The 13,751-nt window shown below is 38.4% G+C and carries 8 protein-coding genes; 2 read left to right on the plus strand and 6 right to left on the minus strand.

Going from position 1 to position 13,751, the window contains the following annotated elements; all coding sequences use genetic code 11:
* Positions 1-26 precede the first annotated feature (26 nt).
* Positions 27-1,484: a Na+/H+ antiporter NhaC family protein gene (locus tag LO761_RS00435; RefSeq protein WP_272816364.1), complete on the plus strand. Its 1,458-nt coding sequence runs from the start codon at positions 27-29 to the stop codon at positions 1,482-1,484.
* Positions 1,485-1,545: 61 nt separating this feature from the next.
* On the opposite strand, the gene LO761_RS00440 is transcribed toward LO761_RS00435, so the two are convergent.
* Entirely contained in the window at positions 1,546-2,703 is a 1,158-nt protein-coding gene (locus tag LO761_RS00440) for a GTP-binding protein (protein ID WP_272816365.1), read from the minus strand.
* A 76-nt stretch (positions 2,704-2,779) separates the two neighbouring features.
* On the opposite strand from LO761_RS00440, the gene aspS reads away from it, so the two are divergent.
* The gene (gene aspS / locus LO761_RS00445; protein WP_272816366.1) at positions 2,780-4,543 is read left to right on the plus strand and encodes an aspartate--tRNA ligase; all 1,764 of its coding nucleotides are present in this window, start codon (positions 2,780-2,782) and stop codon (positions 4,541-4,543) included.
* A gap of 282 nt (positions 4,544-4,825) precedes the next feature.
* Here the strand turns inward: aspS and LO761_RS00450 are convergent, their stop codons facing one another.
* The 5 genes from LO761_RS00450 to LO761_RS00470 form a co-directional block, all read right to left on the minus strand.
* Positions 4,826-5,713, minus strand: a complete 888-nt coding sequence (locus LO761_RS00450; protein ID WP_272816367.1) for a carbon-nitrogen hydrolase — start codon at positions 5,711-5,713, stop codon at positions 4,826-4,828.
* Complete coding sequence (locus tag LO761_RS00455) at positions 5,692-6,750, minus strand: agmatine deiminase family protein (protein WP_272816368.1); 1,059 nt, start codon at positions 6,748-6,750, stop codon at positions 5,692-5,694. Before LO761_RS00455 ends, LO761_RS00450 begins: the two co-directional genes overlap by 22 nt.
* Complete coding sequence (locus LO761_RS00460; RefSeq protein WP_272816369.1) at positions 6,747-11,300, minus strand: translocation/assembly module TamB domain-containing protein; 4,554 nt, start codon at positions 11,298-11,300, stop codon at positions 6,747-6,749. Before LO761_RS00460 ends, LO761_RS00455 begins: the two co-directional genes overlap by 4 nt.
* A 579-nt stretch (positions 11,301-11,879) precedes the next feature.
* Positions 11,880-12,908 carry a radical SAM protein gene (locus LO761_RS00465; protein WP_272816370.1) on the minus strand — a complete coding sequence of 343 codons (1,029 nt, stop codon included), beginning with the start codon at positions 12,906-12,908 and terminating at the stop codon, positions 11,880-11,882.
* Between the two features lie 16 nt (positions 12,909-12,924).
* A complete protein-coding gene (locus tag LO761_RS00470) occupies positions 12,925-13,749 on the minus strand; it encodes a hypothetical protein (protein WP_272816371.1) in 825 nt (274 codons plus the stop codon).
* Positions 13,750-13,751: the final 2 nt, after the last annotated feature.

Raw genomic sequence — 13,751 nt, forward strand, 5'->3', positions numbered from 1 at the left:
TAACTTTACGGCAGAAAATGAAATACATGCCACATTTTAAAACGAAAGTATTTTTATCATTGCTTCCTGTCATCTTTTTGATAGGACTTTTGGCAATTATCATCCAAGTATATGGTTCTGACTCGTTATCGGGAGGCAGTCAAATCGTGCTTATGCTGGCTACGGCTGTTTGCGCAATAATTTCCATTACTTATTTCCATATTCTATGGAAAGATCTTCAGGAAGAAATAAACCGATCCATAGGAAATATTGGAACGGCTATTGTCATCTTGCTGCTGATAGGTATGCTGTCCGGAGCATGGACAGTGAGCGGAGTTGTTCCTACTTTTTTAATATATTATGGTATGCAGATTATCAGTCCGAAAGTGTTCTTAATATCAACTTGTATAATCTGTGGGATAGTTTCGCTGATGGTAGGAAGCTCGTGGACAACGGTCGCGACTATTGGCATTGCTTTAATGGGCATTGGGAAAGCATTGGGATTTAGCGATGGTTGGATAGCCGGAGCAATTATATCCGGAGCTTATTTCGGCGATAAGATGTCTCCACTTTCCGATACTACGGTATTAGCTTCTTCTATGGTGGGTACTCCGCTATTTGTACATATCCGTTATATGATTATTACGGTGGTGCCTTCTATAGCTATTGCACTGATTGTTTATCTGGTAGCCGGATTCTTGGTTACTTCTCCCGGCGCTGTTGATATAAATGGATATACGACTGCCTTAGCATCAAAGTATAATATGTCGTTATGGTTACTACTTGTTCCGCTTTTTACCGGAGTGATGATTTATAAACGTCTTCCTGCTATTGTTGTGCTTTTTGTTTTTTCGGTTATTGCGATTGTTTTCGCTTTGATATTTCAACCGCATATTCTTGTTGAGATAGAGGGTGGACAGGAGCCGTCAGCATTAGTTCTTTTGAAAGCTTGTTTACGAAGTTTTTATGGATCTACTTCCGTTAGTACTGGTAATCCGGAAGTTGACGGACTACTTGCTTCACGTGGTATGGCCGGCATGTTAAATACTATTTGGCTGATTCTTTGTGCCATGTGTTTTGGAGGAGCAATGAAAGCGAGTGGAATGTTGACAAATATAGTCAGTCTGATTACGTGCTTTACTCGTACTCGTTTCGGACTGGTATCTTCTACCGTTGTTTCCGGTATATTTCTTAATACGACAGTTTCCGATCAGTATCTTTCCATTATGCTTTCTTCCAGTATGTTTAAAGGTATTTATGAAAAAGAAAGGTATGAGCCACGACTACTCAGCAGGAGTATAGAAGATTCATGTACGGTTACCTCTGTATTGGTTCCTTGGAACACGTGTGGCATGACTCAGTCGACTGTGTTGAATGTTCCAACCTTTGTCTATTTCCCGTATTGTATCTTTAATATAATCAGCCCTTTAATGAGTATAATTATCTCTATTTCCGGTTATAAGATTTATCGATATCTACAACAGAGAGCAGGATACAAGAAATAAATCTATTAAAGGGTTAGAATGTGAAATTACTTTCTAACCCTTTTTATGAATAAAGATCGGATTACATTAAACAAGCGTCCAATCCTTTTGTTATAGCTTCTTTATCGAGGTTCTGGCCGATAAAGACTATCTTTTGCATGCGGTCACCATAATGTTCATCCCAATCTTTCATCATATCAGGATTCTGGTGCATAAAGCGGATAAGTTCTTCTTCAGGCATGGTAGCATACCATTGTCCTCCCTGGCTGATAGTCTTCTGTACACCTGCCTGCTCGAACACATAACACATTTCCATCTCGTTAGAGAAATAGCATAAACCTTTTGTACGGATAATGCTTTTAGGCCAATTATCGGAAACAAAATCATCGAACTTCTTTAAGTTGAATGGACGACGTCGATAATAAACAAATGTTCCGATACCGTATTCCAGTTCTTCTTCGCTCTCTTCGGCATTCTTGCCCATCTCATCCTCATGCTCCTCTAACTCTTTAATCCAAAGTGGAGACATGGATACTTTCTCGAAATTAAATTTCTTTGTGTTGATAATCTTATCCAAATCAATATCGCCGTAATTACACTCCAGCATCTCTGCTTCAGGCTGGATGGTACGGATAATAGCTTTCATCCGCCCCATTTCTTCAGATTTCACTTCCGAAGTTTTATTTAATAAAATGATATTACAGAATTCTATCTGCTGTATGACAAGATTCTCCAAGTCATCATCCTTGATGTCTTTTTTCTGTAAATCTTTTCCACATTGAAACTCATCAACCATGCGGAGTGAATCAACAACAGTCACGATACAGTCTAAATGAACGTTAATGTCTTCGTTATAAATAGGATCTATTTTATCGAATGAAGCAATAGTTTGTGCAATAGGAGCAGGTTCGCAAATACCACTGGCTTCAATAACAATGTAGTCGAATTTACGCATGGAAGCAATATCGTGCAATTGCTGTACAAGATCCATCTTCAACGTACAGCAAATACATCCGTTCTGCAGCGCAACCAGACTGTCATCTTTTTTACCTACAACTCCGCCTTTCTCTATCAATGAGGCATCAATATTGACTTCACCTATGTCGTTGACAATGACTGCGAATTTAATACCTTTCTTGTTTGCGAGAATTTTATTTACCAATGTGGTTTTTCCGCTACCTAAATAGCCTGTTAACAGGAGAACAGGCAAATCTTTCTTCTGATAAGTAATTGTTGGCATATTCTTTTTCTTTAAATTTCCCGCAAAGTTAATACTTTTTCGTATCTTTGTGCGCTTAAATTTATATTATATAACAATGTATAGAACTTATACTTGTGGAGAGTTGAGACTTTCCGACGCAGGAAAAGAAGTAACGCTGGCCGGTTGGGTACAACGGACGCGTAAGATGGGAGGTATGACATTTGTCGACCTTCGCGATCGTTATGGTATCACTCAGTTGGTTTTCAATGAAGCGATAGATGCTGAACTTTTTGAACAGGCAAATCATTTGGGACGTGAGTATTGCATCAGGGTTAAGGGTACTGTGAACGAGCGTTCGAATAAAAATAAAAATCTTCCAACCGGTGAGATTGAGTTGGTGGTTTCTTTCTTGAATGTTTTGAGCGAGAGTGTGACTCCGCCATTCACTATCGAAGATAATACCGACGGTGGTGACGATTTGAGAATGAAGTACCGTTATCTCGATTTACGCCGTTCTTGTGTTCGTAAGAATTTGGAGCTACGCCATCGCATGACGATTCTTATTCGTAACTTCCTTGACGCTCACAACTTTATTGAAGTTGAGACTCCTATATTGATTGGTTCTACTCCTGAAGGCGCACGTGATTTTGTCGTTCCTTCACGTATGAATCCGGGACAGTTTTATGCTCTTCCTCAAAGCCCGCAGACATTGAAGCAACTACTGATGATTGCCGGTTTCGACCGTTATTTTCAAATTGCGAAATGCTTCCGTGATGAAGATCTTCGTGCCGATCGTCAGCCGGAATTTACTCAGATCGACTGTGAGATGTCATTTGTTGAGCAAGATGATGTCATTAATCTATTTGAGGATATGGCTCGTCACTTATTCAAGGAGATTCGAGGTGTTGAATTGCCTGCAAAGTTACAACAAATGACTTGGGCTGAAGCTATGCGACGTTTCGGCAGTGATAAGCCTGATCTTCGTTTCGGGATGGAATTCATTGAGGCGATGGACGTACTAAAAGGTACAGGAACATTTTCTGTATTCGATAATGCTGAATATATTGGAGGTATCTGTGTACCGGGATGCGCGAATTATACACGTAAACAGTTGGATCAGTTGACCGATTTTGTTAAGAAACCTCAGATCGGCGCCAAAGGTTTGGTATACGTTAAATACGATGAGGACGGTACCATAAAGAGCAGTATCGATAAGTTTTATGCTCCTGAGGTTTTCCTTAAGTTGAAGGAGAAAATGGGAGCTAAGAATGGCGACTTAGTTCTGATTCTAAGTGGAGACAATGCCAATAGAACACGTGTTCAACTTTGTTCACTTCGCTTGGAGATGGGAGATCGACTTGGACTTCGCGACAAGAATAAATTTGAGTGTTTGTGGATTATCGACTTTCCGTTGTTTGAGTGGAGTGATGAGGAACAACGTTTGATGTCTACCCATCATCCGTTTACCATGCCGAATCCTGATGACGTTTCTCTTTTGGATGAGCATCCTGAAAAGGTTCGTGCCAAAGCTTACGATTTTGTTTGCAATGGTATAGAAGTTGGTGGTGGCAGTCTTCGTATCCACGACAGTAAGTTGCAGGAGAAGATGTTCCAAGTATTGGGTTTCACTCAGGAGAAAGCGATGGCTCAGTTTGGATTCTTAATTAATGCATTCAAATATGGCGCGCCTCCTCATGCAGGTCTTGCTTTTGGCTTGGATCGCTTTGTCAGTATTATGGCAGGTCTGGACAGTATTCGTGATTGCATTGCATTCCCGAAGAACAATAGTGGACGCGATGTCATGCTTGACGCTCCATCCGAATTAGATCCGAAACAATTGGATGAGCTTCAATTAAAGATTGACTTAAAGAAAGAATAAGAAAGACAAATTCAATATAGAAAAGGACGAGTTAAAAAACAGACTCGTCCTTTTTTAATGTTAGTAACCGATACGAGTCTCTTGTGAAAAGGATCAATAATAAGAGCTCAACTCATACGTATGAGTTGAGCAACTGATGCGGATGAGTTGTCAAAGTCATCCGCATGAACTTGCCAACTCATCCGCATAAAACAGTCAAGAGATACTGATCACTTTTTCAATTTATACTCATCACTTAAAATACAGATATTTATTGCCGATAGAATAAGCCCTCAACTATATTTAGTCGGCAAAGCGTTTAAGCAGATCCTCGTACTTATCTATTCGTCTGTCACGAAGGAAAGGCCACCATCTTCTCACATTTTCACTGCGAGTGAGATCCACATCTGCCACTATATTTTCTTCTTCCACATCACCTGCGTGCGCCAAGAATTCGCCTTGCGGACCGACTACAAAACTATTTCCCCAGAACTGAATACCATTCGTTTGCTTGCTTGGATCCGGTTCCAAACCAACACGGTTGACTGCTACAACAGGTAATCCGTTTGCTATGGCATGACCTCGCTGAACCGTCATCCATGCATTCAGCTGGCGTTGTTTTTCCTCTTTTGTGTCGGAACTTTCGAATCCGATGGCTGTTGGATAAATTAAGATTTCCGCGCCTTTCAAAGCCATTATACGTGCTCCTTCCGGATACCACTGATCCCAACAAACTTGCACGCCGAGAACGCCAAGGGATGTTTTTATCGGGTTAAAGCCTAAATCTCCCGGAGTGAAATAGAATTTCTCGTAATAGGCCGGATCGTCAGGTATGTGCATCTTGCGGTATTTTCCGGCTATACTTCCGTCTTTTTCAAAAACAACAGCCGTATTATGATACACTCCCGGAGCACGGCGTTCAAATAAAGATGTCACCAGAATAATACCATATTGAGCGGCTATTTCACCATAAAATTTTGTTGAAGGGCCGGGAATAGGTTCTGCCAAGTTGAAGTTATCAACACTTTCCATCTGACAGAAATATAACGAATTGTGTAACTCCTGTAATACTACCAACCGGGCACCTTTCTCAACTACCTCTTTTATATTGGCAGCTAATTTTTGTTTGTTCTGTTCAATGTCAGCCACACATTTTTGCTGAACGATTCCTATTTTAATGATTCTTTCCATTTCTTTATATATACGCCTTCCGGAAATTGCATTGTCGAGCAATGTAATGATCCGTGCTGCTGTATCAGAGCAAGACAATTTATGCCGACAATGTCTTTATCAGGAAATGCTTCGGTTAATATTTCTTTTGCTTTTGTATCGTTTGCTACCTGATTATAAGTAGGGTAAAGAACGGCTTCATTCATAATCAGGAAGTTGGCATAAGTGGCCGGTAATCGGTTGCCTTCTATATCACGTACCTCATCAGCCATAGGCAGAGGAAGCAATCTGAAAGGTTGTCCGCAAAGTGTACGGAAGTTTTTCAGTTCCTCCTCCATTAGTTTCAAGGCATTATAATGTTCGTCTCGCGCGTCTGTACATTTCACATAGACGATAGTATCATTCGGACAGAGACGGGCTAACGTATCTACATGGCTGTCGGTATCATCACCGGCCAAATATCCATGACGCAACCAGAGCACTTGTTTCAACCCGAACCGTTCTTTTAAAAAAGATTCTATTTCATGAACGTCTAAAGTGTCGTTTCGGTTTGGAGAAAGCAGACATTCTGTTGTAGTAAGTAATGTTCCTTTACCGTCACTCTCAATTGATCCTCCTTCCAAAACATAATTTCTACAATCTTTATACGCTCCATTTAGTAGTCCTGATCGGTATAGTTTTGAATTTATCTGATTATCTTTGTTAGCAGCGAATTTCAGTCCCCAACCATTAAAGCGGAAGTCGAGCAGGAGTGGAGTTCCTTTTTTGTTCAGTAATGTGATGAATCCGTGATCACGTGCCCATGTGTCGTTGGTGTCGCATTCAAAGAAAATGATATTTCCTACTTCCACATTGTTCTTTGTAAGGAAACACTTCACAGAATCCACTTCGGGGCTGACAATGAGTAACGGCTCTCTTTTTACTATCTCCCGGGTTATGTGCAGATAGCAGTCCTCTACCTCATGGAGTATATAGTTCCAATCGGTTCCGGCGTGCGGCCAAGTGAGTTGTATCAAGCTTTGGCAATGCCATTCTGATGGTAAATAATATTCACTCATCTATTTCTTTCTTCATTAAAATAAATCATTTGTGATGTATCTCGTTTTTGCTTGGATACCAGTACGGGTGTTACATTATTCCGCTGGTTTCGCATCTCTTCTTTTCGTTTCTTACGCCGAAAGATCTTAAACATATCCAACCAATTGTCCAAATCTCTTTTATAAATAATTCCGACCCCCTGAGTAGTTAAAGTAGACTTCACAAAGTAACGATTATTAGTTTGGTTATAGCCTTTCAACTGCCATTCGCCATTCTTTGTCAAAAGCCAACGAGCCTCAAAGTCGCCTACAAAGTTAGTATTGGCCAAGGCATTATCCCGATAGCCGAAGTTACCATTTATCAATAATCGATTGTTCAGTAATCGGCCGGAGAGAATGGCCTGTGCTTCCATATCGCTCCATCCTTCTTGACCGGAACTGAAGTTTGCGCCTATGTTCCAGTTCTTGTTTGTCATCCATTGTGAGATCATATTGTTCAATTGGCTTGAAATAGTTGAGAGAGCCAGTGAGCTGGTTGCATTTCCTTGTGAGGCAGTAGTATTGGCCGCGTAATCGTACGTGTAGAATTTACCGATACCCAATAGATAAATGATTTGTGTATTCATCTGTTCTTCGGTAGCTGTGATACTCTTTACCAGTTCTCGGTCTTCCTCACTGACCGTTGGCAGTTCCAAATCGAAATGGATTTCCGGATCACTTAGGTTACCTGTCAGATTCATCAGACAATTTACTTTGATGGATGATTGGCTGGAGTTTAGATCCCCTATGCCCAAGTCGTTCAATGAAACGGCCGGTACGGTATAAACCGCTTGAACATCGACATTTGCATGATACGGGTCGCCAGAGAAGTTGACCGTACCACCTTGTTGCAGAGCAAAATCCTTACGTATTACCTCTTGCATGCTCAACTTATATATACCTTGATTAATAATGTATGAGCCGAATATCTTCATATCACCTTTATTAAAATAGTTTACCTGAAGATTTCCATTTCCCGTAGCAGATATGAAGTCTCCGGCTATCGGATCCATAATGACGCGGATGGTTGCATCGTTGTTCGCGTCAATCAGCAGATTCATTCTTAAGTCCATAGGCGGACCATCATCTTCCTTAGTCTCTTTGACATCCGATGGATGATAAAGATGAGTTTGAATACTGTCCTGAATTCTCCTCGGAGTCTTGTCAATAAACGTAATAAATTGATTATCGGTGGCTTCAGTAGTGATACCTGTCACATAAGTAAACTCGCTGTTACGAGCTGTAGTTACTTTTGCGTTGATATTCAATGCGTTGTTTCCACCATTGAGCGATACGTTTCCTGTAGCATATATTCTACCATAGAAGGGCATATCATCTGTCCCTTGTGTATTATACATCAGCATATTTGTGCCTCTGATATCAAAGTTATACGACAAGTCTGTCAACTTATGATGATGAATAACACCGTTTGCTATACCATCATGTCCTTCCGGATCTTTTAAATGCACATTCTTAAAAATGATATTCCCGGTATTTCCGGAGTAAAGATGTACAGAATCGTTTGGAATAGTAAATCCCGTATTCAGAACCTTTACAAATCCGTTGGCATTAGCTCTCAAATCTCCTTCTATATCAATGAATGAAAGTGGTCCGAATAGATGGATATATCCGTTGGCACGACCGGTTAATTGACTGAATATACCTTCTACAAACGGATGAAGGAACGCGATATTTGTACTGTCGGCATAGATTTTCAGGTCAATTTCTTCATTCTTAAGAGATAACATACCATCCACACGGGTCTTCGATATGTTCGGCTCCTGCATATTGACTAAGAAATGAAATCCTCCTTTCTCATTATCCCATAATCCATGAATTTTGGCATCACCGAGAGGAGAGTTATTCAGCAGAAAGTTGTGTACGCTTAGGTTGGTGTTCATATCCATATCTTTCCCCAGCGCGCCTTTCACGTTTACCTTACCTGTTACTCCGCCGCCAAAGGTGAGCAGATCAAAATTGGTCATGGAAAGGATATAGCTTAAGTCAATATCTTTTAAATCCACCAAACAAGAATCTTTCATATTCTTGGTGAGCTTACCGTTTATTTTTATATACTGGTCGTCATGCTCAAAGAGAAAGTTGCTGACATATATTTTTCCCGAATCAACTTCTACCTGTGAAGGATGGATATTCCAAATAGTATCGTTCATCACTACATGAGTAGGTTCTATATCAATGAGTGCATTCAGCAGCGGGTGTTTTCCTTCCGTCTTCGAGAAATGTGTTGTCGATGCCAGCTTACCCACATAAGTGGCATGGGTATTATTTCCCCAATTGATGATAGTTTTCAGGTTATCATTTTTTGCTTTTGCCTCAACAGCTACATTCAGCATGCCACCTGTTTTAAGCAACATACCTGTTCGTAAGTTACAAAGGAATTGATCTTGGGAGTTTTCACAAATCAGATTACCCGAATCAAAAAGAGTTTTGTTATATTGGAACTCAGAGAAATGTCCTTCTACGCGAATCTTTTCCTCATTATCGTTGATGCTTCCTGAGAGGGTAGCGGGATAATGCAGCTCTAACGGAAGCCGGAATATCTGCTTAAAGAAAGTGGCATCATTGATGTTTAGTGTAAAGTCGAAGTTATTATGCGGAACTTTGGCATCTTTCTTTAATGTCAGCAAAGAAGGAATGTATCGTTGTATAGTGTGTAGGATGCTGGCTGGTAATGTCTTATATGAATAGTCTCCTCTTACCGTCGCTTTGAGGAATGGCGAATTGATGTGAAGCTCTTTGTCCGTATCGTTTATTTTGTTCGAGGTGATGGTAAGATTACTCAATTGGTATTCCGTACTGTCTGAACTGCTAAGTGTCAAGCTATCGAGTGATATGGTTCCTATCAGATCGTCAATGGAATGTCCGGTAAAGTTGGCTGCTATATTAAACGAGAATGCTTTATCAGCATATTTGTCCGACAAATGCAGCTCTTTCAAACGCAAGTTGCGTACTGAGGTGGTAATGTTATAGGTGGGAACAGCCTGTAATCGGTTAAACTTTCCGTTCAGCTCTATGGTTCCGTTAGGGTCGTTCATTGTCAGGTTCCCGTTGAACCCTCCATCTTTTAAGTTTCCGTCCAGTATGATATTCTCATATTTATAGTTGCTGTATACCAGAGAATTGATTACTCCTTTCACTGTTGTTTCTGGGTATCGGTTTTGGTGATTAAAGCCGGTCAAGTCAAGGTCAAAGTCGGCTTCACCTAAATTCTCGTCACCAATTAGTTTGCCAATGTTCAGATTCGTACTTTTAATGTTACCCGAATAGTTTAGTTTATTCTTTTCACCTAAAGTTATGCGTCCTTCACCACTTACATCTCCAATGCCCGACCTGATATTAGTGATAATATTCAGGTTGCTTAAATAGCCGTTAACCATACCATTCAACTGAATATGATGGACTCTCTGCATAACCGCTTTTACTCCTCCGAAGAAAGAATTTCCTAAAAAATCAATACCGCTGCTATCCACTTCAACCTGTTTCAATCGCCCTTCAATACGCGTTTTCTTTCCGGCTTGCCAATCATGTACTGTTCCATTACCGGCTATGACAATACCGTTTGAATTGTTGATTTCAAGTAATGGTGTGGTCAGATCATGTCCTTTCCCCTCGAATTCAAAATGGACATCGAAACGTGTTTTTAAAGCGAAGAGCGTAGGAACGATAGGTGCCATGTCTGTAGGCGAAACAGAGGCTGCAAGTTTTCCTTTATAGGTTACATCATCGCTTAGTTTAAACAAATTCTCTGCCTTATTATATTGGCAAATTAAGGTATCAATACTTAAATCAGAGTTTGAAAGTTCTATTTTGAAATTATTGATTAACAGTTTATTATTATTTGCTGTAACCTTTGCTGCTGCCTTTTTAAGACTAAATCCTGATTGTTCATCAAAACTGATTCTTCGGATAGAGGCATTTAATGTATCTTTTGTCAGTGTCTTGAGCGAAATCGTCGCGGCGAAGTTGGTCACCCCTATATGATTCTTATCAAATTTATTCGGTGTGGACGGTTCAGAAAGCACGTCATAGATTACACGACCTCGCCGTATCAGTACGGAATTGACCCGCAGGTCGAGTTTAAAATCTTTCTTCACCGTATCTTTCGAAGCGAAAGCATCCAAAACGAATTGGAAGTTGGGGTTATCTGTGGGAGTGTTCTTGTTAAAGTTTGCAGTGAATCCGAAGAACTGTACGCTGCTGATAGAGATTTTTTTCTTCAATAAAGGAAGAATATCGAATTTAGCTGACAATCGGGTAACATTGAGCATCTGCTTGTTCTGCCGATCATTCATAGTTACATCCTCTATGATGATTCGGTTCAGCAGTCCCATGTCGACTTTGCCTATCGACAGTTCCGTATGCAATTTTTCTTTTAATGCACCGGTTACGGCAAAAGCTATCTTGCTCTGAACAAAAGGTATGTTCAGCAGTACGATAATGCCTAAGTAAAGTCCTATCACAAGCCCTACCGGAATGTATATCGAATATTTTATTCCTTTCGAAACAGTCATTATTCTTTAAACAGACAAATTTATAAATTCTGAAGAACGCTACCTAACGATTGCCTGTTTTTTAACAAACTATACCTATTAAAAGTCTCCGATGGATTATATAGCTATTGATATATGTAGCATTTAGACGCGGATTCATCTTAAAATATAGTCGGTTAGAACGAATGTTCTTTGTTTTTCATATTCATAAACTCGCAAATCATAAGAAAATATAGGTGTATCACGTGCGTGGTACAGATGGCTCACGTGCGTGATACACATGCCTCACATGCGTGATACACTTGATTCACGTACGTGGTACACTTAAATTATAAGCCTAAACGGAAATAAAAAGAAAGCCTGCCATTGTTTTATCAACGACAGACTCTTCTTTTTGAGCTGTATCAACTCACGTAGTTATGAAATGAATAGATTGAATTATTAGTAAAAAAGATACTTATTGACAAAGTGAAAAAATCAAACTGTTCATATTTTTTTTACATAGGAAAAGTATACAGCCAACCGATTATGGTCAATACATGTTCGTATCATTGTTATCATAGTTAGTATCCCTATAGAAATTTATTGATTAGATCACTTTTAATCTATTTTTGTTTCTTTTACTTTCATTATGTATTTAAACATAACATTACTATAAACTTTCTTATATTCCTTTCGAAGTATATTAATATATCTTGGTGTATTTAGAACTTTATTACAAACTTGGCATATATGCATTGATTTATATATTTTATAATCTTCAGATGTAAATTGAGAAATGTAATTAAGAATTTCATATGGTCCTTCTGTAGCTATCCATATTTTTAAAAAATCTTTAAATTGATTCAAGTAAAGTTCTTTAATTGAATGTGTTTTCAAATTTCCTAAATCTAGGTATTTAGAATATTTAGAAATAAGACCACAACAGGCGAGCATTCTATGATCTGGATCAATTGCTATTGTACTAAATAAATTAGAGTAACCACCATAGCATGGCATAACAAATCTACTTATACCAGGAATTTCTGTATCTTTATTATTCTTGTTTTTAAATTGCACCCAAATCCCATTCAAGATTCTAAGTTTTCCGATTTTTATATAAGGTATCAACATGCTATGCTCTTTTAAGAATTTTGAATTGAAATTCCTGTCATCACTAGATTCAACATTTACAACTACATTTATATTTTGCTCTACTGCTGCTATTATCCCGTTTAAGATATTGTTAATAGGTACAAACTTCTGATGATCATCACCAGTGCTATAATTAATTTCGGACAGACCAACTTTTTTTAGTTGATTAACAATCTGAAATGCTTTTTTGTAAGAAGATGCCCAAAATGCATTGGTTACGATTCGTACCTTAAGCCCTAATCTTGAAGCAAAGTTAACTATTTCTTCTAACTCATTCATTAAAAGGAAAGATTCGCCACCTGATAAAATTAAAAGTTTTACACTATAAAAAGAGCAAATAGTTTCTTTTATATAAAATTTTATTTCTGATATTGTTAGTTTCTCATTTCTGTTTGGACTGCATTGAAAGCAACAATTTTCACAACTACTAGTACATTTGTACGTTGTTAATATGCACAAAGAAACAGGGGGTATATATAGGATTTCATTATTCATAAACAAAGCAATATTATCAATATCTATTAATTATATTTATCTTTATAAAGTTCTTTACTTGCTCTTTTGCTTCTGTTTCCATTGGATAATTAAGACTCTCAATTTTTTTATAAATTTTGTCTACTTCATCATCAATAAACTTATTTACTGCAATATATGTTTTAGTAGAGCAAGATTTTAATTTTAAAATGCGAAGAGTTGAATTACTTCCCACATTTGACATTTCGTTAGTTACATCCATTGATGTACGAATATAAATAATAGTTCCTGCAGCAATAGCTAAGGCTAAAGCAGCAATGGCAAAAACAATTACAGGTATTGGAGCAATAAAGCCTGTATCAACTTCTTGACTTTTTGCTTTAATACCTATAACATTGTAAAGTTTAGTAATTTCACCGTTTGAAAGATCAATAAAGTCACTTCTCACAGAAGTTAAGAGTCCTTTGTTCTTTAATAAATTAATGGCCAATGAGTAGTCTTCTGCATTTATGGCTGAATTAACATCATTATCACCTAAAGCAAGAATTAATTTAAGTAAACTATCATCTAAATTGATTGGTTCACAGAAACCATATTTTTCAATGTATTTTTGAGGATTTGCAATAAATTCCCGTGCAGTTTGGGGATATTCTATTATATCATTGCCAAGTTTACTTAAAAAAAGGAGATAAGATATCTCTTGCTCATCAAAAGGTAAATTGATTGCAGAAATACCTATATCCGGCAATTCTGCATTTTCTACAAGTTCTTCATCTATGAAATAACCACTACATGATGGTAATATTACGCCAGTCGAGACCAATGCAGCCACTATTTTTGTTAAAACAGGATTCGATTTCATGA

This window comes from Phocaeicola oris (genome assembly GCF_021295095.1).
Lineage (GTDB): Bacteria > Bacteroidota > Bacteroidia > Bacteroidales > Bacteroidaceae > Phocaeicola > Phocaeicola oris.

Excerpts from the sequence above, each read along its gene's own strand:
- LO761_RS00465 (WP_272816370.1), bottom strand. The coding sequence starts at position 12,908 with ATGAATAATGAAATCCTATATATACCCCCTGTTTCTTTGTGCATATTA.
- LO761_RS00455 (WP_272816368.1), bottom strand. The coding sequence starts at position 6,750 with ATGAGTGAATATTATTTACCATCAGAATGGCATTGCCAAAGCTTGATA.
- LO761_RS00470 (WP_272816371.1), bottom strand. The coding sequence starts at position 13,749 with ATGAAATCGAATCCTGTTTTAACAAAAATAGTGGCTGCATTGGTCTCG.
- aspS (WP_272816366.1), top strand. The coding sequence starts at position 2,780 with ATGTATAGAACTTATACTTGTGGAGAGTTGAGACTTTCCGACGCAGGA.
- LO761_RS00460 (WP_272816369.1), bottom strand. The coding sequence starts at position 11,300 with ATGACTGTTTCGAAAGGAATAAAATATTCGATATACATTCCGGTAGGG.
- LO761_RS00450 (WP_272816367.1), bottom strand. The coding sequence starts at position 5,713 with ATGGAAAGAATCATTAAAATAGGAATCGTTCAGCAAAAATGTGTGGCT.
- LO761_RS00435 (WP_272816364.1), top strand. The coding sequence starts at position 27 with ATGCCACATTTTAAAACGAAAGTATTTTTATCATTGCTTCCTGTCATC.
- LO761_RS00440 (WP_272816365.1), bottom strand. The coding sequence starts at position 2,703 with ATGCCAACAATTACTTATCAGAAGAAAGATTTGCCTGTTCTCCTGTTA.